Origin of the sequence: Thauera aromatica (assembly GCF_023093595.1) — a bacterium.
GTDB lineage: Bacteria > Pseudomonadota > Gammaproteobacteria > Burkholderiales > Rhodocyclaceae > Thauera > Thauera aromatica_A.
The window spans coordinates 38,160-58,218 of record NZ_JALLIK010000101.1; the positions used below are offsets into that span (position 1 = coordinate 38,160).

The window sequence follows — 20,059 nt, forward strand, 5'->3', positions numbered from 1 at the left end:
AGGGGCCGCCCTCGTTCATGCCCGGCACCCGGCTCAGCGGAAGTGATCGTAGCCGGTGTGTGCCGCCGCGGCCAGTGTGCCGTCCGCTTCGCGCAGCTGCAGCTCGCCCGCGGCCGCGGTCAGGGTGCCGATGCGGTGCAGCGCCAGGGCGAGGCGGTGGCCGAGGTCTTCGATCCGGGAGCGGGCGGCGGCAGGGGCGGTGAACAACAGTTCGTAGTCGTCGCCGCCCGACAGCAGGCTGCGGCGGCAGCGGTCGGCGTCGGCGCCGGTGCGGCGCAGCGCGGCCAGCGGCAGGGCGGCGATGTCGATCACGGCGCCGCTGGCGGAACGTTCGAGGATGTGGCCGAGATCGCCGAGGAGGCCGTCGGAGACGTCGAGCATCGCGCTCGCCAGCCCGCGCAGGGCGAGGCCGAGCGCGATGCGCGGCTGCGGGCGCTGGAGGGCGGCGATGCAGTCGGCGCGCGCCGCCGGGTGCAGTTCGACTTCGCCGCGCAGCGCCGCCAGCCCGAGCGCTGCGCGGCCGGGCTGGCCGGAGATCCACAGCTCGTCCCCGGGGCGGGCGCCGGCACGGGTGATGGCCTGTCCCCGCGGGACCTCGCCGATGATGGTGACAGACAACGTCAGCGGGCCGCGGGTGGTGTCGCCGCCGGCCAGGTCGACCGCGAAGGCTTCGGCGCAGGCGAACAGGCCGCGTGCGAAGGCGGCGATCCAGGCTTCGTCGGCTGCCGGCAGGGCGGCGGCGAGCAGGGCCCAGCGCGGCTCGGCGCCCATCGCGGCGAGATCGGAGAGATTGACGGCGAGCGTCTTCCAGCCCAGATCCTCGGGATCGGTATCGGGCAGGAAGTGGGTGCCGGCGACCAGCATGTCGGTGGACACGGCGAGCTGCATGCCGGGGCGGGCGCGGAAGAGCGCCGCATCGTCGCCGACGGCGAGGTCGGTGTGGTGCGCGGCGCGGTCGAAGTGGCGCCGGATGAGGTCGAACTCCGATACCGGGGCGGCCGCAGCGGAGGCTGCAGGGGGGGGCGCGAGGGGCATGGGGAAGCGGACTTGCGGTACGCGGAGCGCGGGGAAGGGGGGCGCAAGCTTACTGCAGGCGCCGCGGCGTGTGGACCCCGCCTTCGGCTGCAGGGAGCGTTCGCGCTGCAGCCGGGGACGGGCCCTCAGCCGGCGCGGCGGCCGACCAGCTTTGCCTTCAGCGCGTCCCAGTCCACCGCGTCGAGCGTGTTCTTGACCAGCAGGCCGAGCTCGGTGTCGCCTTCCATGCGCAGGCGGCGGCTGAAGAACAGGGTGTCGGGGTCTTCTTCGCGCAGCGCGAGGGCGAGGAAGTCGCGGGTCGTGGCGGAGAGGACCAGGTCGGGTTTGGCGGTCGCGGCGGCACGGCGGAAGCCGTTGGCGGTGAGGGTGAAATCGAGCCGCAGGCCGGCATCGAGCACGCGCATCTGCAGATGGCGGCCGGTCAGCGGCGCGAGCGTGTCGCGCGGCAGGATGCGGCCGAGGGCGAGGTTCAGCGCCAGGGTCAGGGCGTGGGTGGGCGGCTGCTGCGGCAGGCGGGCGACGATCCGGGCGATCGGCGCCGGCACGGTGAAGCTCGGCACACGGAAGTCGTTCAGGCGCGCGCCGATGCGCTGGCGCAGGCTGCCGGGCAGCAGTGCGGACAGCATCGACGGGCGGGGCAGGGCGGGGAGCGCGGGCATCGTCATTCTCCGGCGGGATGGACTTGAAGCGGGGATGAATCGATCGGGGGATCTGGGCCGGGGCGGCGGCGCTTACGCCGCCACGTACTGTTCGACGCCGGCGCGGCCGTGCCAGAAACCGTTGCAGGGCTCGGCGACCATCCACGCGCGGCTGGCGGCGAGGGCCTCGGCCGGGGTCGTGGCGCCGTCGAGCGCGGCGCGGAACAGCGCCAGCACTTCGGCGGTGTGCGCGCCCTGTGGGCTGATGCGCAGCACTTCGCCATGCTGGCGCACCGCGGCCAGGTCGCCGAGCAGGTTGTGCACCCGCGCCGACTGTGTCTGCACGCCGTTCAGGGTCAGGAAAGGCTCGCCTTCGCGGGTGCGCAGGGTGATGCCGTCCAGGATCGACAGGCAGCGGAACTCGCAGGTGTCCTTCTGCAGGTTGAAGTGGCGGGCGGTGAAGCAGCGCGCCGAGTGCGCCAGCGGCAGGCGGCCGTAGGCGAAGATTTCGGTTTCGATCGGCGCGGCGAGGCCGGCGCGCAGCTCGGCGAGGGTCGTGGCGGACAGCTCGGGGGCCACCGCCCAGCGGGTGGCGCCGGTGTCGGCCAAGAGCTGCAGGGTGTGCGGGTTGAAAACGTTCAGGGTCGGGCCGGCGACCCAGTTTCCCACTCCGGCTTCGGCGAGCAGGCGTACCGCGCCCATGTCGTTGGCTTCGACGCGGAAATCGGTCTGACGCACGATGCGGCGCAGCGCCTTGAGGTCGGATTCGGATTCGATCAGGCCCTGGGTGCTGAGCACCACTTCCTTGCCCGCGGCGGCGAGCATGTGGCCGACTTCGAACCAGTCGTCGAGGCGCAGCTCATGGCGGCGCGAGCATACGGTTTCGCCCAGATAGACACTGTCGACCGGGCTGTCGGCGAGGCCGGCGTAGAAATCGAGCACGCTCTGGCGCGGCCAGTAGTAGAGCAGGGGGCCGAGGGCGAGTTTCATCGTTGGGGTCTCGTTCGATCGGGGTTGTACGGCAGGTGGGCGGCGTGTGCCGGCGCCCCGCGCCGTCGGGCGCGGCGCGGGCTCACTTCCAGGGGCGGTAATAGGCGCCCAGGGTGTGGGCCTGGCCTTCCGAGACCTTGTTCAGTTCGGCCATCCACGCCGGCAGCACGGAGAACGATTCGGGCGCCGCGCGCAGCTTGTCGAGCGCGGCGCGCCAGACCTTGGTGACCTGGGTGACGTAGGCCGGGCTGCGCTGGCGGCCTTCGATCTTGATCGCGCGGATGCCGATGCGGGCCAGTTCGGGGAGTAGCTCCAGTGTGTTGAGGCTGGTCGGCTCCTCGAGCGCGTAGTAGGTCTCGTCGTTGACTTCGAAGCGGCCCTTGCACAGCGTCGGGTAGCCGGCGCGTTCGCCCTCGGCGAAGCGGTCGATGAGGATGCCGTTGAGGCGCGTTTCCATGCCCTGCGGGGTGTCTTCCCAGCGCACGTGCTTGCCCGGCGAGCAGGCGCCGTTGCAGTTGGGCGATTCGCCGGTGGCGTAGGCCGACAGCGCGCAGCGGCCTTCGACCATCACGCACAGGCCGCCGAAGCCGAACACTTCGATTTCCACCGGCGAGTGGGCGATGACGTTCTCGACCTGGGCGAGCGAGAGCACCCGCGGCAGCACCGCGCGCTGGATGCCGAAGCGCTCGTGGTAGAAGTTGATTGCCTCGTAGCTGGTGGCCGAGCCCTGCACCGACAGGTGCAGGCGCAGATCCGGGTGGGTCTTGGCAGCGTAGGCCATCAGCCCGGGATCGGCGAGGATCAGCGCGTCGAGGCCGAATTCCGCGGCACGGTCGATGGCGGCGGTCCAGCTCGACCAGTTGCCGGCCTGCGGGTAGGTATTGAGCGCGAGCAGCACTTTGCGGCCGCGGGCGTGGGCGTAGGCGATGCCTTCGCGCATCTGCGCCGGATCGAAGTTCAGGCCGGTGAAGTTGCGTGCGTTGGTGGCGTCCTTGAAGCCGAGATAGACGCAATCGGCGCCGTGGTCGATGGCGGCCTTGAGGGCCGGCAGGCTGCCGGCGGGGCAGACGAGCTCGATCGGGGGACGGACGGTCATGGTGTGCAGGAGCCGGGGAGAAAAACTCCGCAACCATAGTCCACCGCCGCCCGCCCCGCGTTGATCGCCATCAAACGCTGCTGCGGTTGTCCCGCCGCCTGGGGCGGGGCGGCTGCTCAGCGCGGCTGGTGATAGGTGCCGGCCGCGGCGTGGTGGCCGCCGATGTGTGGGCGATGGTGGGGGCGGGCGCCGAGGTAGCCGCCGATCAGCATCCCGAGGGCGCTCGCGGCGAGGCCGTAGAGCTGGGGCTCGACATCGCCTTCGGCGACGAAATTCTCCAGCAGCAGCCAGGTCGCCAGGCCGAGCACGATCGCCAGCGCCGCCCCCAGGTTGTTTGCGCGCCGCCAGAACAGGCCTGCGGCGAGCGGCACGAAGGCGCCGGCCAGGGTCACGCGATAGGCGTTCTCGACCATCTCGTGGATGCTCGATTCGGTGGCGGTGGCGTACAAGGTGACCAGCGCGGTGAAGAGCACGACGGTGAGGCGTGTACTCCACAGGAACTGGCGGTCGCTCATGCCCGGCAGGAATCCGCGCAGCACGTTCTCGGAGAAGGTCACCGCGGGGGCGAGCAAGGTCCCCGAGGCGGTGCTCATGATCACCGACAGTAGCGCACCGAAGAAGATCACCTGGGCGGTGAACGGCATGTATTGCAGGATCAGCGTCGGCAGGATCAGCTGCGAGTCCTGTGCCATCAGGCGCTCGACCATGGCGGGATCGATGATGCTGGCGGTGTACGCGAGGAACAGCGGCACTGCGGCGAAAAAGAAGTAGCTCGCACCGCCGAGCGCCGTGCCCCACACCGCGACGGTCTCGTTCTTCGATGAATTGACGCGCTGGAACACGTCCTGCTGCGGAATCGAGCCAAGCGCCATGGTGGCGAAGGCGGCGATCCAGGCGACCATATCGACGAGATCGAGGGTGGGCAGAAAGTCGAACTTGCCTTCGGCCGCGGCCTTGGAAATCACCGTCTCGAAGCCGCCGGCCATGTCGCCGGCGAGGAAGGTGACGTAGAGCAGGCCGAGCACGATGACGATCATCTGGACGAAGGTGGTCATCGCCACCGACCACATGCCGCCGAACAGGGTGTAGATCAGCACCACCCCGGCGCCGATCAGCATGCCTTCGTTCATCGACACGACGTCGGCCGACAGCACGTTGAACACCAGGCCGAGCGCGGTGACCTGCGCCGCGACCCACCCCAGGTAGGACAGCACGATGCAGATCGACAGCACCAACTCGGTGCTGCGGTTGTAGCGCATGCGGAAGAAGTCGCCCAGGGTGAGCAGGTTCAGGCGGTACAGCGGGCGGGCGAAGACGAGGCCGAACAGCACCAGGCATACCGAGGCGCCGAGCGGATCGGAGATCAGGCCGCGAAAGCCCTCTTCGAGGAAGGTGGCGGAGATGCCGAGCACCGTTTCGGCGCCGAACCAGGTTGCGAACACCATCGCCAGCACCACCGCCATCGGCAGGTTGCGGCCGGCGGTGATGTAGTCGCGGGCGTTATGCACCCGGGTGGCGGCATACAGGCCGATGCCGATGGAGACGATCAGATAGGCGACGACAAGCCAGAGCAGCATGGTGGGAGCCCTTCGTGATGGTGCATCTGCGCGGGGAGGCAGGAGTGTCGAGCGGAAAAAGTGCGCGCGAGTTTAGCAACAGAATGCCTTTCGGGGGGGGCGTCGACGCAGCGCTGCCCCGGGCGTGGTGCTACCGGGGGGCGGGGTAGGTGCGCAGGACGGTGATGATGGTCTGTGCGGCGGCGTCGAGTACGTCCTCATCGATCACCAGGGGCGGGGCGAGGCGGACCACGTTGCCATTGGTGTCGCGGGTGGCGATGCCGGCGCTGAGCAGGCGTCCGGCGACTTCGCCGGCCTCGGCGAATGCCGGGTCGAGGGCGACGCCGACAAGCAGGCCGCGGCCCCGGATCTCGCGCACACCGGGAAGCTTCGCCTGGCGCAGTTGCGCGACCAGCTTCGTCCCGAGGTGCTCGGCGTGTTCCCAGGGGCGGGTCTCGGCGAGCAGGGCCAGGACTTCGGTGCCGACCGCGGCGGCCAGCGGGTTGCCGCCGAAGGTGGAGCCGTGGTCGCCGGGGCGGAACACGTCCATCACCGCGCGATCGGCGAGGAAGGCGGAAACCGGCAGCAGGCCGCCGCCGAGCGCCTTGCCCAGGATCAGGCCGTCCGGGCGCACGCCTTCATGCTCGCAGGCGAGCAGGCGGCCGGTGCGGCCGAGCCCGGTCTGCACTTCGTCGGCGATCAGCAGCACGCGGTGGCGGCGGCAGATCTCCGCGCAGTGCGACAGGTAGCCCGGAGGCGGAACGATGATGCCGCCTTCGCCCTGGATCGGCTCGACCAGGAAGGCCGCGGTTTCGGGCGTGATCGCGGCTTCGAGGGCGTCGGCATCGCCGAAGGGCACGCGCTCGAGCCCGGCGGGGAAGGGGCCGAAGCCGGCACGGTAACGGGCGTTGGAGGACAGGCCGACGATCGCGATCGAGCGCCCGTGGAAGTTGCCCTCGCAGGCGATGATCCGCGCGCGTTCGGGGGCGATGCCCTTCACTTCATGGCCCCATTTGCGCGCCGCCTTGAGCGCGGTTTCCACCGCTTCCAGTCCGGTATTGACCGGCAGCGCACGCTCGAAGCCGAAGGTGGTGCACAGGCGCTCGAGAAAGACCGGCAGGCGGTCGCTGAAAAAAGCGCGCGAGGTCAGCGCCAGGCGCTGTGCCTGGCTGACGAGCGCGCCCACCAGGCGCGGGTGGCTGTGGCCGAAGCTCACTGCCGAATAGGCACTCATCATGTCGAGGTAGCGCCGACCGTCGACGTCCCACAGCCAGACGCCCTCGCCGCGCTGGAACACCGCCGGCAGCGGGGCGTAGTTGGCCGCGCCGTAGCAGCTTTCCCTCGCCTGCAGGCTGGCGCTGTCGGGGCCGAGGGCGGCCGCGGCGAGTTCCGCGACCCACTGCGCGCCGTGTCGCCCGGGATCGAGGTCGGGGCGGTATTCGACGATTTCCAGCCCGACCAGGTCGGGACAGCTGCGCAGGCGCATCAACGCTTCGGCGAGGACGTGCGGGTCGAGGCCGCCGGCCTCCGGGCAGGTCACTGCGGGGAAGGCCTGCGGATCGAGGGCGTCGAGGTCGAGGCTGAGCCCGAAGCCGGCTTCGGTATCGGCGCGGGCGATCGCCATCGCCTCGACGAATACCGCGGCGAGGCCGCGGCGTTCGATCTCGCTCATCTCGAACACGCGCACGCCCAGGCGGGCCAGCAGGGCCTGCTCTTCCGGCTCCCAGGCGCGCGCGCCGATGATGCAGGTGCGCGCCGGGTCGAGCGCCGGTCCGGGGATCGCGGTGAGGGCGGGGTGGCCGGTGCCGAGCAGGGCGGCCAGGGGCATGCCGTGGATGTTGCCCGAATGGGTGCTGTGTTCGGTGTGGCTGTCGAGATGGGCATCGATCCAGATCAGTCCGGGGGCGCGCCCGCATCGCCGCCCGAGTCCGCGCCAGGTGCCGGTGGCGATCGCATGGTCGCCGCCGAGCACGAGCGGGAAACGGCCGGCGGGCAAGGCGACGAGGCAGTCGGCGAGGCGGCGCGCGAACTCGGCGCAGGCCTCGATCCGGGCGTTCATGCCGGCCGCTGGCGAGGACGGCGGCAGCGGATGCAGGGGCTCGAGCCATTCGGTGGCGATCCCGATCGCATTGAGGCGCTGGGCCACGGCAGCGTGGCGCAGCGCTTCCGGCCCGCCCGCAGGGCCGGCATGTGGCGCGCCGAGCGCCGAGGCGGCGCCAAGAATCGCTACGGTTGAATGCGGAGAGCGTAGTTCGGCTGGGTCGTTCCGGGCTGTCGTCATCGCACACCTCCCAATTCGATACAGGTGTCGTCGGGGATGGCCGAAGCTTTAGTCGATTGGATTGAGGCGGGCGGGAATCGTTCAGCCGCCGCGGGCCGGGTTCAGCCGCGGGGTCAGCCGAACAGGCGATAGAGCTCGAGGGCGAGCACGGCGGTGGCGGCGGCGCCAACGAGGGCGAGCAGCCAGCCCTGCTGGCGCTGGCCGGCGGCGAGCTGGTCGAGGCGCTGCTGCTGGGCGGCCTGCTGGCGGGGGGCGTCGGCCAGAGCCTGGTGCACCAGGCGCGGCAGCTGCGGCAGGGTGCCGGCCCAGGCCGGCGCTTCCTCCTTGACGCCACGCAGCAGTGCGCGCCAGCCGATCTGCTCGTCCATCCAGCGCTCGAGGAAGGGCTTGGCCGTCTTCCACAGGTCGAGCTCGGGGTCGAGCTGGCGGCCCAGGCCCTCGATGTTGAGCAAGGTCTTCTGCAACAGCACGAGCTGGGGCTGCACTTCCATCTCGAAGCGGCGGGCGGTCTGGAACAGGCGCAGCAGGGTCTTGCCGAAGGAGATGTCCTTCAGCGGCTTGTCGAAGATCGGCTCGCACACGGTGCGGATCGCGGCCTCGAACTCGTCGACGCGGGTCTTCGCCGGCACCCAGCCGGCCTCGATGTGGGCGAGCGCGACGCGGCGGTAGTCGCGCTGGAAGAAGGCGAGGAAGTTCTGCGCGAGGTAGCTCTTGTCCACCTCGTTGAGCGTGCCCATGATGCCGAAGTCGAGCGCGATATAACGCCCGTCCTGGTGCACGAAGATGTTGCCCGGATGCATGTCGGCGTGGAAGAAGCCGTCGCGGAACACCTGGGTGAAGAAGATCTCCACTCCCGCACGCGACAGCGCTTTCAGATCGGTACCCTGGGCGAGCAGGGCCGGAGTCTGCGAGATCGGCACGCCGTGCATGCGCTCCATCACCATGACCTTGCGCCCGCACCAGTCCCAATACACTTCGGGCACGATCAGCAGCGCGGAGTCCTTGAAGTTGCGCCGCAGCTGCGAGCAGTTGGCGGCCTCGCGCATCAGGTCGAGTTCGTCGTGCAGGTACTTGCTGAATTCGGCGACCACTTCGCGCGGCTTCAGCCGCCGCCCTTCGGGCCAGATCTTCTCCAGCAGCAGGGCGGCGGCGTCGAGCAGGGCGAGGTCGTGCTCGATGACGCGCTCGATGCCCGGGCGCAGCACTTTCACCGCGACTTCGGTGCCGTCGGGCAGGCGGGCAAAGTGCACCTGGGCGACCGAGGCCGAAGCCACCGGAGTGCGCTCGAAATCGTCGAAGACCGCGTCGATCGGCTTGCCGTAGAAGCCTTCGAGCACGGCGAGCGCCTGCTCGGAGGGGAAGGGCGGCACCCGGTCCTGGAGCAGCGCCAGTTCGTCGGCGAGGTCGGTCGGCAGCAGGTCGCGCCGGGTCGACAGCATCTGGCCGAACTTGACGAAGATCGGTCCGAGCGACTCCAGCGCGCGGCGCAGGCGCACCGCGCGCGGCTCCGAAAAGCCGCGCCAGAAATAGACCAGGTGCCAGATGCGCGCCAGCCGGCCGCTGGCGTCGGCATCGAGCACCATGCGGTCGAGGCCGAAACGCAGACTGACGGAAACGATCTTGGCGAGGCGGAAGAGGCGCACGGTGCGATGCCGGACGGGGAAAGGGCGGACTTTAGCCGGAAGGCGGACGCGAGGAAAGATCGTGACCGCCTTTGCGCCGCGGCGAGGGCGGGGCGATCCGTTATAATTGCCCGTTTAGATTCCATGCCGAGTGCCATGAGCGCCGATCCGAAAGTCCATCTCGCCGACCTGTTGCGTACCGCGCTCAGAAGCGTCGCCCCCGACCACGCCGATATCAGCATCCTGCTGGAACGCCCGAAACAGGCGGGCCATGGCGATTTTGCCGCCAACCTCGCGCTGCAACTGGCGAAGCCGCTCAAGCGCAGCCCGCGTGAACTCGCCGCACTGCTGCTGGCGGAGCTGCCCGCCTCGAAGCTGGTGGCGAAGGTGGACGTGGCCGGTGCCGGCTTCATCAACTTCACTCTTGCGGCCGACGCCAAGACGGCGGTGATCCGGGAGGTGCTGGCCAAGGGCGCCGATTTCGGCCGCGGCGCGAGCAAGAACGTGAAGGTGCAGGTCGAATTCGTCTCCGCCAACCCGACCGGTCCGCTGCACGTCGGCCACGGCCGCGGCGCGGCCTACGGCGCCTCGCTCGCCGACGTGCTCGCCTTCGCCGGGTACGACGTCACCCGCGAGTACTACGTGAACGACGCCGGCCGCCAGATGGACATCCTGGCGTTGTCGACCTGGCTGCGCTACCTCGCCTTTTTCGGCGCCGAGATTCCCTTCCCGCCCAACGCCTACCAGGGCGACTACGTCATCGACATGGGGCGCGAGATGCGCGACGCGCACCAGGATCGCTTCGCCCGGGTCACCCGCGAGCAGGTGCTGGCCGGCACGCCGGGCTTGCCGGCGGCCGAGCGCAGGGACGACGAGGCCAAGGCACAGCGCGAGGAACACCTCGACGCCCTCATCGCCAACGCCAAGCGCCTGCTCGGCGAGGACTATCCCTTCGTGCACGGCTTCGCCCTCAACGAGCAGCTCGGCGACGGTCGCGACGACCTGCAGGAATTCGGCGTGCGCTTCGACAAGTGGTTCTCGGAGCAGAGCCTGTTCGACACCGGGCTGGTCGAGCGCGCGGTGACCCAGCTCGAGAAGGCCGGCCACATCTACCTGCAGGACGGGGCGAAGTGGTTCCGATCGACGGCCTTCGGCGACGAGAAGGACCGCGTCGTGCAGCGCGAGAACGGCCTCTACACCTACTTCGCCTCCGATATCGCCTACCACCTCAACAAGTACGAGCGCGGCTTCGACCGCATCATCGACATCTGGGGCGCCGACCACCACGGCTACATCCCGCGGGTGAAGGGGGCGATCGCCGCGCTCGGTCTGGCGCCGGAAAAACTCGAGGTGGCGCTGGTGCAGTTCGCCGTGCTGTACCGCAACGGGCAGAAGACTTCGATGTCGACGCGCTCGGGCGAGTTCGTCACCCTGCGCGAGCTGCGCCGCGAAGTCGGCAACGACGCCTGCCGTTTCTTCTACGTCCTGCGCAAGTCCGACCAGCACCTCGACTTCGACCTCGACCTGGCCAAGAGCCAGAGCAACGAAAACCCGGTGTACTACGTGCAGTACGCTCATGCCCGGGTGTGCTCGGTGCTCGCCCAGTGGGGCGGCGAAGCGGCCGGACTCGCCGCCGCCGACCTGGGCCTGCTGCAGCACGAGCGCGAGCTGGCGCTGTGCGCCCGCCTGGCGAGCTTCCCCGAGTTGGTGCAGAACGCCGCCGCCGACTACGCGCCGCACCAGATCGCGTTCTACCTGAAAGATCTCGCCGCCGATTTCCATGGCTGGTACAACGCCGAGCGCATGCTGGTCGAGGACGAGGCGCTCAAGTGCGCCCGTCTCGCTCTTGCCGCCGCGGTGCGCCGGGTGCTGGCGACGGGGTTGATGCTGCTCGGCGTGTCGGCGCCGGAGGCGATGTGAGCGACGGAGGTCGGCCGTGAGTCGAGAGCGCAAACCGGTCCGCAGGCCCGCCCGCAAGCCGTCGGGCAGTGCGGGCAGCACCCTGGTCGGGATCTTCATCGGGCTGGTGTTCGGCGCCCTGATCGCGGCCGGTGCCGCGTGGTATTTCACCCGCTCCAACCCCTTCCAGCCGGCCCCGGCGGTGCCGCGTGTGCAGGCTCCGGCCGAGGGGCCGGCGGATCTGCCGGGCAAACCGGGCGATCAGCCGGTGGTGAAGCAGGATTTCGAGTTCTACCGCATCCTGCCCCAGGGCGAGAACGTACCGCCATCGACTCCGGGCGCTCAGCCTCCGGCCAAGGCCGGGACTCCGGTCGCGCCGGTGGAGGAGGCGGTGCCGCAGCCGGTCGAGCGTCTGTACCTGCAGGTCGGCGCCTTCGAGAACCCGAGCGAGGCCGACAATCTCAAGGCGCGCCTGGCCCTGTCGGGCATCCAGGCCAGTGCCCAGCGCACGCAACTGGCCGATGGCCGGGTCGTGCACCGGGTGCGGATCGGCCCGTTCGCCCGTCCCGAGGACATGAATCCGATGCGCGCGCGCCTGGCCGAGGCCGGGTTCACCGCTTCGGTCAGCCGCGGCGCGCCCTGAGCCGGCCTGCGCGGGGAACGCTTCGCGCTGCGACGCATCTCATCCAGTCCATTCCCAACGGAGTCTTACATGAACCGCCGTGATGCCCTCAAGCTGGCCACGCTGGCCCTGATCCTGCCGTCCGCATCGGTAGCCTGGGCGAAGGATGCGTTTACGGTATTGAACCCGCCGCAAAAGAGCGACGATCCGTCGAAGATCGAGATCATCGAGTTCTTCCACTACGGCTGCCCGCATTGCCGCGACTTCGACCCCCTGGTCGCCGTCTGGAAAAAGAAGCTGCCGGCCGACGTCGCTTTCCGCCATGTTCCGGCGATCTGGAACAACGCCCAGCTGAGCGGGCTCGCCCGCCTGTATTACGCCGCCGAAGTGTCGGGGACGCTCGATGCCTTGCATGCCGGCATCTTCGGCGCGGTGCAAGATGACAAGCGCCCGCTGTATACCGAGGAGCAGGTGCGTGAATGGGTCGAGGGCAAGGTCGCCGATCCGGCGAAGTTCATCGAAACCTACAAGTCCTTCGGTGTCGGCTCGATGGTGCAGCGCGCCGACCAGCTCGCACGGGCGATGAAGATCCAGGGCGTGCCGACGATCGTCGTCGACGGCAAGTACGTCACCTCCGCATCGCTGACCGGCAGCCATGAAAGCACCCTGAAAGTCACCGACGAGCTGATCGCCCGGGTGCGCGCCGAGCGCGGCGCGAAATAAGCCGAAACAGCCGAAACCCGCGGTTCGCGCCGCACCGGCGGCCGGAGGACTGCGGCCGTAGGCGCCCGAGCCTGCTTGAAACCGCCGCACCGGCAAGGGCGGCTTTTTTCCGCGCCGTGCCGTCCCGGTTCAGACGGCGGGCGGCGGTGCCACCGGCTGCTTGCGGCGAGTCCGCGGCTTCTGCATCGCCCACACCAGCGCGAGCAAGGCGAAGGCGGGGACGAACATCCACTCCTTGGCCGGGCGTTCGCCCGAAGGCAGCTCGATCGCGGTGACCGCGAAGCCCTGCTCGAGACCCAGCTTTTCGGCCTGGCTGCCGAAGCGCACGGCCGCGACCTGGACTTCGTCGCCGAGCGTCATCACCGTCAGCCCCATTCGTGCGAGCCGGGCGCTGGCGCTGTCCGCCTTGTCTCCGAGCGGCAGCAGAACGCCCTTGGACACGTCGTCGCCTTCCAGGCTCAGCCCTTCCACCCACACCCTCAGGTTGGCGTTGCGCGGCGCTTCCTCGACCAGGCGGGTCAGTTCGGTGGGGGGAATTTCCTCGTAAGGAGGGTAGAGCATGTCCATCCAGAAGCCGGGGCGGAACAGGGTGAACGTCACCAGCAGCAGCAATGCGCTCTCGTGGATGCGGCTGCGGGCGATGAAGAAGCCCTGGGTGGCGGCGGCGAACATCATGCTCGCCACCGTCGCGGTGACGATCGTCAGTCCGAGCTGGAACACGTTGCCGATGCCGATCAGCAGCAGCTGGGTGTTGAAGATGAACATGAACGGCAGGATCGCGGTTCGTGCGCTGTAGCCGAACGCGGTGAGGCCGGTCTTGATCGGGTCGCTCTTGGCGATGCCGGCGGCGGCGTAGGAGGCGAGCCCCACCGGCGGGGTGACGTCGGCCATCAGGCCGAAGTAGAACACGAACATGTGCACCGCGATCAGCGGCACGAGCAGGCCACTTTGCGCGCCGAGATCGACGATTACCGGGGCCATCAGCGTCGATACCACGATGTAGTTCGCCGTCGTCGGCAGACCCATGCCCAGCACCAGGCAGATCACGGCGACCAGCCCCAGCATGACCATCAGGTTGCCGCCGGAAAGAAGTTCCACCAGCTCGGTCATCGCCAGGCCGATGCCGGTCAGCGTCACCGTGCCGACGATGATGCCGGCGGTAGCCGTGGCGATGGCGATGCCGATCATGTTGCGCGCGCCGGTGACCAGGCCGCTGAGGAGGTCGGAGAATCCCTCCCGCGCGGCGGCGCCCAGCCCGCCTGTGCCACGGAAGAGGGCGAACAGCGGCCGCTGGGTAACGAGAATGAACATCAGGAACAGCGTGGCCCAAAACGCCGACAGCGCCGGCGAGAGCTGCTCGACCATCAGGTTCCAGATCAGCGCCGCCACCGGCAGCAGGAAGTGCAGGCCGGATTTCAGCGTGGGGCCGATCTCGGGCAGGTACTCCATCGTTTCGCCGGGCTTTTCCATGTGCAGCTCGGGAAATTTCGCCCCGTAGCGCACGATTGCGATGTAGGCGCCCAGCATCAGCAGGCCGACTACCAGGAAAGCGGCGTCACCAAACAGATCCTTGATCCAGCCGAAGCCCCAGTAGACGGCGGCGGACAGGACCACCAGCCCGGAGAAGGTCATCAGCGTGGTGATCACGGCCTGCTGCCAAGGCAGCGGTTCGCGCCGCGGCAGACCCTTCAGGTCCATCTTCAGCGCCTCCAGGTGCACGATGTAGAACAGCGCGATGTAGGAGATCAGCGCCGGCAGGATGGCGTGCTTCATGACCTGGATGTAGGTGATGCCGACGTACTCGACCATGAGGAAGGCCGCCGCCCCCATCACCGGCGGCATGATCTGGCCGTTGACCGAGGAGGCGACTTCGACCGAGGCGGCCTTGTCGCTGCGGTAGCCGACGCTCTTCATCAGCGGGATGGTGAAGGTGCCGGTGGTCACCACGTTGGCGATCGATGAGCCCGAGATCAGACCAGTGCTGGCCGAGGCCACGACCGCGGCCTTGGCCGGGCCGCCGCGCATGTGGCCGAGGAGCGCAATCGCCGACTTGATGAAGTAGGCCCCGGCGCCCGCGGTCTCGAGCAGGGCGCCGAACAGCACGAACAGGAAGATGAAGCTGGTCGATACGCCGACCGCGACGCCGAACACGCCTTCGGTGGTGAGCCACATGTGGCTCATGCCCTTGGACAGCGAGGCGCCGCGGTGGGAAATGACCTCCGGCATGTAGGGGCCGAAGAAGATGTAGATCAGGAAGACGACCGCCAGGATCACCATCGGCAGGCCGAGGGCACGCCGTGCGGCTTCGAGCAACAGGAGCAGGCCGACGACGGCTGCGGCCATGTCGGCGTCGGTCGGCAGGCCGGGCCGGGTCGCCAGTTCGGCGTAGAACAGGAACAGGTAGGCGGCGCAGAAGGCGCCGGCCGCAGCCAGGGCCCAGTCGTGGAGTGGAACGTAGTCGCGCGGCGAGCGCTTCAGCGCGGGATAGGCGGCGAAGGCCAGGAACACTGCGAAGGCGAGGTGGATGGCGCGGGCCTCGGTGTCGTTGAACACGAAGACGCCGAGCGAGAACGGCAGCGGCGATGCGATCCAGAGCTGGAACAGCGACCACGCCAGTGCCGTCAGCATCAGCAGGCGGGCGGTGAGGCCGGTGGGCCGGCGCCCGCCGGTATCGGCTTCGGCGACGATTTTTTTCAGCTCCTCGTCGGAGAGCTCGAAGCTGTCTTGCTTTCGATCATCCGGGCGGGTCATGGGCAACGCCTCTCAAGGGGAAACGAAGACGAAAACGGCGGGGGCTGGTGGCCGCCGCCGTTCATGCAGGGAGGTCCGGCGCCCTGCGAAGGGAAGCCGGGCGGCGGATTACATCCAGCCCTTTTCCTTGTAGTACTTCACCGCGCCCTCGTGCAGCGGCGCGGACAGCCCGTCCTTGATCATGTTCTTGGGGTCGAGATTGGCGAATGCCGGATGCAGTTTCTTGAAGTCCTCGAAGTTTTCAAACACCGCCTTGACCAAGGTATAGACCGTGTCCGCCGGCACTTTTGACGAACTCACGAAGCTGGCCACGACGCCGAAGGTCTTGGTCGGGTCCGGGTTGTTCGCGTACAGGCCGCCGGGGATGGTGACATGGGCGAAATAGGGGTGCTCGGCGACCAGCTTGTCGACCCCGGCGCCGGTGACCGACACCAGCTTGGCACCGCAGGTCGTGGTCGGGTCCTGGATGTTGGCCGCGGGGTGGCCGACGACATAGGCGAAGCCGTCGATCTTGTTGTCGCACAGGGCGGCGCTGTGCTCGTCTGGCTTGAGCTCGGAAACGAGCGAGAAGTCGGCGGTCGACATGCCCAGTGCGGGCAGCAGCATGTCCATCGTCGCGCGCTGGCCCGAGCCCGGGTTGCCGATGTTGAAGCGCTTGCCCTTGAAGTCCTCGAACTTGGTGATGCGGGCTTCCTTGCGCGACAGGATGGTCAGCGGCTCGGGGTGGATCGAGAACACCGCGCGCAGTTCGGTGACCGGGCCGCCGTCGGCGAACTGCGCGAGGCCCTTGATGGCGTTGAACTGCACGTCGGACTGGGCGACGCCGAAATCGAGCTCGCCGCCCTTGATCGTATTGACGTTGTACACCGAGCCGCCGGTGCTCTCGACCGAACAGCGCAGGCCGTGCTGGGCGCGGTCCTTGTTGATCAGGCGGCAGATCGCGCCGCCGGCGGCATAGTAGACGCCGGTGACGCCGCCGGTACCGATGGTGATGAACTTCTGCTGGGCGTGGGCGGGGAGTGCGCCGAACGTGCCGGAGAGGGCGAGCACGGCAGCCAGAGCGGTGGTTTTTTTCACGGAGACCTCCTGGGGCGAGTCGATGGAACCGTCGATACGAACACGACCTGGGCGAAACCGGCGGTGCGCTGCGCCCATTCGCTGCGCGGACGCGTCCGCCATCATCTTGATGTCATCGGAAGCGAAGCTTTGCACAAAAAGCGTGCAGGCCGCTACTCGGGTTTCCCCGCAACGCCGGGATGAAGCGGAGGGGATGCCGCATCGATGAAGCGCTCCGGGGTCAGGATCGAGAAATGCGGACGGATCGCACGGTGGCGTGCCAGCGCGAGCAGGGCGCGGTCGCGGGTCAGGAGGTGGGTGGCGGCGCGATGCAGTGCGATCTCGAGGAATTTCTGGTCGTCGGCGTCGCGGCAGTTCGGCAGGGCCGCCGGCGCTTCCGCTGCGGGGGCGAAGTCCGCCGGTTCGAGGCGGGCGAGGTAGCCGTGCCACAGTGCGGCCTGTTCGTCCGGTTCCAGTCCGAACTGGCGGTAGGCGAGGACGCGGCGCAGTTCTTCGCTGGCGTCCTCGCGTCCGAACAGGCGGTAGCGGCCCTGCTCGATGGCGCTTCGCAGCGCCAGCAGGCGGGGGTCGCGAAACATCCACAGCGCGAGCACGGTGTTGGTGTCGAGCACCAGGCGGATCGTTCCGGGAGCCGGGGCGGAGGAGGGCGTCTGCATCGGAGCGGCGGGGCGGTCGTGGAAGCGTGGACGAAAAACGGGGAGGTCGCCCTCCCCGTCCTTGCGCGCGGTGGGATCAGTCCGGTTTTTTTGCGTCGATGCGGATCTTGACGAATGAGCCGGGGGCGTCTTCGAGCGGCTTCAGCTTGCCTGCGGCGGGGTCGCGCGGCGCCGTCCGCTCGTCGTCCTGGGCGGTGATCCAGGCGTTCCAGTCGGTCCACCACGAGCCCGGGTGCTGCTCTGCGCCCTTGAACCAGGCGTCGGCGGTTTCCGGCAGTTTCGCCGCCGGATTGACCCAGTAGCCGTACTTGTTGGCCGACGGCGGATTGACGATGCCGGCGATGTGGCCGGAGCCGCCGAGCACGAAGCGCACCGGGCCGTTCAAGTGCTGTGCGCCCATGTAGGTGCTCTTCCACGGCGCGATGTGGTCCTCGATCGTGGAGATGAAGTAGCTCGGCAGCTTGATCTTGCCGAGATCGATCGGCACGCCGTCGATCTCGATGCCGCCGGGCTCGATCAGGCGGTTTTCCATGTACATGTTGCGCAGGTAGTAGCTGTGCATCTTCGCCGGCATGCGGGTGGAGTCGGAGTTCCAGTACAGCAGGTCGAAGGGGAAGGGGTCCTTGCCGAGCAGATAGTTGTTCACCACGAAGGACCAGATCAGGTCGTTGGCGCGCAGCATGTTGAAGGTGCCCGCCATTTCGGAACCTTCGAGGTAGCCGCGTTCGGCCATCTTTTTCTCGAGGCTGGAGACCTGGCCTTCGTCGATGAACACGCCGAGTTCGCCCGGTTCGGTGAAGTCGGTCATCGCGGTGAAGAAGGTCGCCGTGGCGATGCGCTGCTGGCGCTTGGCGGCGAGGTAGGCGAGGGCGGTGGCGAGCAGGGTGCCCCCCAGGCAGTAGCCGATCGCATTGACTTGTTTCTCGCCGGTCTGCGCTTCGATGGCGTCGAGCGCGGCCAGGATGCCCTCCTCGAGGTAGGCGTCGAAGCTCTTTTCGGCGAGCTTTTCGTCGGGGTTGACCCAGGAGATCACGAACACGGTGTGGCCCTGGTCGACGCACCACTTGATGTAGGAATTCTTTTCGCGCAGATCGAGGATGTAGAACTTGTTGATCCACGGCGGCACGATCAGCAGCGGCTTCTTCAGCACGGTGTCGGTGCTCGGCGTGTATTGCAGCAGCTGCATCATGTCGGTCTGGAACACGACCTTGCCCGGCGTGGTGGCGACGTTCTTGCCAAGCTCGAAGGCCGAGGTGTCGGTCATCTTCACGCGCAGGTTGCCGTTGCCGTCCTCGACGTCGCGCAGCAGGTTGTTCAGGCCCTTGAGTAGGTTCTGGCCATGGCTCTTGACCGTCTCGCGGAAGACTTCCGGGTTGGTGACGGCGAAGTTCGACGGCGACAGCGCATCGATGTACTGGCCTGTGTAGAAGTTCACCTTCTTCTGCGTCTGCTCGTCGAGCCCGTCGACACAGCACACGGTGTCGTGGATGTGGCGCGCGGCGATGAGGTAGGACTGCTTGATGAAGTCGAACAGGAAGTGCTGCTCCCATTCCTCGTCCTTGAAGCGGCGGTCGGATTTTTCCGGCGTTGCCACCGGCGCGGTGTTGAGGCCGGCAAAGCGCAGCATGGAATGCTGCCACAGCGAGAAGTAGTCCCACACCAGGCTCATCTGGGCCTGGGCGAGCTTGTACGGATTGGCCAGCAGCTTGGCCATCATGTCCATGAAGGCCTGGGCGATGCCGAGTTCATCGGCGGGAGCGGCGACGCCTTTCTTGAGCTGGCGCTGGACGTGGTCGCTGATCAGCGACGAGGCGCGGCGCGCCACTTCGGCATAGGTCTGGGCGACTTCCTGCGGATCGGGCAGTTCGGCAGTGGGGGTCTCGGTCTTGGGTGCAGCCATGTTGTTTGGACTCCAGTTTGGCGACGGGGCGGGTGGGTTCGTCAGCGACGAAGGGAAAAACGGATCAGGCCATCGGCGCCGACATCGCGTGTCAGCGCGCCCTGGGTTTCGAGATGGTTGAGGTGGGCGATCGCTTCGCCCATGGCGAACATGACCTGATGGGTATCGAGCTCGCGCGGGAACAGCGTCGGCAGCAGCTCTCCGGCACAGCGTGGTGCGGCGCATTCCGCCAGCAACGCGGCGCAGCGCTCGCGGTGATGCTCGACGAGCTGATCCACGCGGGCGCGGATTCCCCGGAAAGGGTGACCATGGGATGGTAGCACGAGGGTGTCTTCGGGCAGTTCGCACAATGCCTGCAGCGAGCTGAGGAACCAGCCCAGCGGGTCGGCACCGGGGGTGGCGGCGTAGACGCTGATATTGGTCGAGATCCGTGGCAGCAGCATGTCGCCCGAGATCAGGATGCCGAGTTCGGCGCAGTACAGGCTGGCGTGCTCGGGAGCGTGGCCGTAGCCGACGATCACGCGCCAGCGGTGAGCACCGATCTGCAGCGTGTCGCCGGCGAACAGGCGATGGTAGTGCGCCGGCAGCTCGGGGGCGCCGCGGCGGTAGGCCGGGCCGCGGGCGGACAAGGCGGCGAGCCGGGTGTCGTCCAGGCCGTGGCTGCGGAACTGCGCCACCATGTCCTCGATGCAGTGGCCGGGGAGCTGGTTCCACACCGCGTGGGCGGAGAGGAATTCGCCCTGGGTCATCAGCACCGTGGCCCGGTCGCGCGCTGCCAACCAGGCCGCGAGGCCGATATGGTCGGGGTGGTGGTGGGTCACGATCACCCGCCGGAGCGGCCGCGGATCGGCGGCCAGCACCTGCTCCCAGGCCGTGCGGGTGCGCTCGATGCCGAAGCCGCTGTCGATCGCGGTGAGGGCGTCGCCGTCGTCGAGCAGCCACAGGTTGATGTGGTTGAGCGCGAACGGCAGGTGCATGCGGACCCAGCCGATGCCGGGGGCGAGTTCGAGGCGCTGGCCTTCGGCGGGCGGCTCGTAGTGGGGGTAGTGGAGGGAGGGCGCGGCGGGGGCGGAGGAACTCATCATGTCGTCCATCGGATGCGGGCCGGTGCGTGGCAGGCGCGGGCGGAGAACCCTCGAATCTACCCGACCCTTGCATGAGGTTGGTTTTGTGTTTTTAATCAAAACAACGATTTGTGCTTATGGATCGGGCG

Annotated in this window: 15 protein-coding genes; 3 read left to right on the top strand and 12 right to left on the bottom strand. The window is 68.3% G+C overall.

The features are described from left to right. Positions 1-33 precede the first annotated feature (33 nt). From thiL to ubiB, 7 genes are all read right to left on the bottom strand, one after another. Entirely contained in the window at positions 34-1,035 is a 1,002-nt protein-coding gene (gene thiL / locus MXC99_RS09325; protein ID WP_247725183.1) for a thiamine-phosphate kinase, read from the bottom strand. 125 nt (positions 1,036-1,160) lie between these two features. Continuing rightward, positions 1,161-1,694: a ubiquinone anaerobic biosynthesis accessory factor UbiT gene (gene ubiT, locus MXC99_RS09330; protein ID WP_247725184.1), complete on the bottom strand. Its 534-nt coding sequence runs from the start codon at positions 1,692-1,694 to the stop codon at positions 1,161-1,163. A 72-nt stretch (positions 1,695-1,766) separates the two neighbouring features. Continuing rightward, positions 1,767-2,663: a U32 family peptidase gene (locus MXC99_RS09335; protein WP_247725185.1), complete on the bottom strand. Its 897-nt coding sequence runs from the start codon at positions 2,661-2,663 to the stop codon at positions 1,767-1,769. Positions 2,664-2,745: 82 nt separating this feature from the next. Further along, a complete protein-coding gene (gene ubiU, locus MXC99_RS09340; RefSeq protein WP_247725186.1) occupies positions 2,746-3,759 on the bottom strand; it encodes a ubiquinone anaerobic biosynthesis protein UbiU in 1,014 nt (337 codons plus the stop codon). Positions 3,760-3,875: 116 nt separating this feature from the next. Then, entirely contained in the window at positions 3,876-5,336 is a 1,461-nt protein-coding gene (locus MXC99_RS09345) for a sodium:solute symporter family protein (RefSeq protein WP_247725187.1), read from the bottom strand. Between the two features lie 130 nt (positions 5,337-5,466). Next, positions 5,467-7,596 (bottom strand): ornithine--oxo-acid transaminase, encoded by a 2,130-nt coding sequence (gene rocD, locus MXC99_RS16945; RefSeq protein ID WP_282100145.1) that lies wholly within the window; start codon positions 7,594-7,596, stop codon positions 5,467-5,469. Positions 7,597-7,709: 113 nt separating this feature from the next. Continuing rightward, positions 7,710-9,239: a ubiquinone biosynthesis regulatory protein kinase UbiB gene (gene ubiB / locus MXC99_RS09360; protein WP_247725188.1), complete on the bottom strand. Its 1,530-nt coding sequence runs from the start codon at positions 9,237-9,239 to the stop codon at positions 7,710-7,712. Positions 9,240-9,374: 135 nt separating this feature from the next. Here ubiB and argS point away from each other — a divergent pair, with 135 nt between their 5' ends. The 3 genes from argS (at position 9,375) to MXC99_RS09375 (ending at position 12,462) form a co-directional block, all read left to right on the top strand. Then, positions 9,375-11,138, top strand: a complete 1,764-nt coding sequence (gene argS, locus MXC99_RS09365) for an arginine--tRNA ligase (RefSeq protein WP_247725189.1) — start codon at positions 9,375-9,377, stop codon at positions 11,136-11,138. A 16-nt stretch (positions 11,139-11,154) separates the two neighbouring features. Then, the gene (locus MXC99_RS09370; RefSeq protein ID WP_247725190.1) at positions 11,155-11,760 is read left to right on the top strand and encodes an SPOR domain-containing protein; all 606 of its coding nucleotides are present in this window, start codon (positions 11,155-11,157) and stop codon (positions 11,758-11,760) included. A 69-nt stretch (positions 11,761-11,829) separates the two neighbouring features. Continuing rightward, positions 11,830-12,462: a thiol:disulfide interchange protein DsbA/DsbL gene (locus MXC99_RS09375; protein WP_247725191.1), complete on the top strand. Its 633-nt coding sequence runs from the start codon at positions 11,830-11,832 to the stop codon at positions 12,460-12,462. Between the two features lie 129 nt (positions 12,463-12,591). On the opposite strand, the gene MXC99_RS09380 is transcribed toward MXC99_RS09375, so the two are convergent. The 5 genes from MXC99_RS09380 to MXC99_RS09400 all read right to left on the bottom strand — a co-directional run bounded on the left by MXC99_RS09380 (position 12,592) and on the right by MXC99_RS09400 (position 19,928). Continuing rightward, a complete protein-coding gene (locus tag MXC99_RS09380; protein WP_247725192.1) occupies positions 12,592-15,213 on the bottom strand; it encodes a TRAP transporter permease in 2,622 nt (873 codons plus the stop codon). Positions 15,214-15,321: 108 nt separating this feature from the next. Next, positions 15,322-16,290: a TAXI family TRAP transporter solute-binding subunit gene (locus MXC99_RS09385; RefSeq protein ID WP_247725193.1), complete on the bottom strand. Its 969-nt coding sequence runs from the start codon at positions 16,288-16,290 to the stop codon at positions 15,322-15,324. 152 nt (positions 16,291-16,442) lie between these two features. Then, positions 16,443-16,946: a PIN domain-containing protein gene (locus MXC99_RS09390; RefSeq protein WP_247725194.1), complete on the bottom strand. Its 504-nt coding sequence runs from the start codon at positions 16,944-16,946 to the stop codon at positions 16,443-16,445. 76 nt (positions 16,947-17,022) lie between these two features. Beyond that, positions 17,023-18,846 (bottom strand): PHA/PHB synthase family protein, encoded by a 1,824-nt coding sequence (locus tag MXC99_RS09395; RefSeq protein ID WP_247725195.1) that lies wholly within the window; start codon positions 18,844-18,846, stop codon positions 17,023-17,025. Between the two features lie 41 nt (positions 18,847-18,887). Then, a complete protein-coding gene (locus MXC99_RS09400) occupies positions 18,888-19,928 on the bottom strand; it encodes an MBL fold metallo-hydrolase (protein WP_247725196.1) in 1,041 nt (346 codons plus the stop codon). Positions 19,929-20,059: the final 131 nt, after the last annotated feature.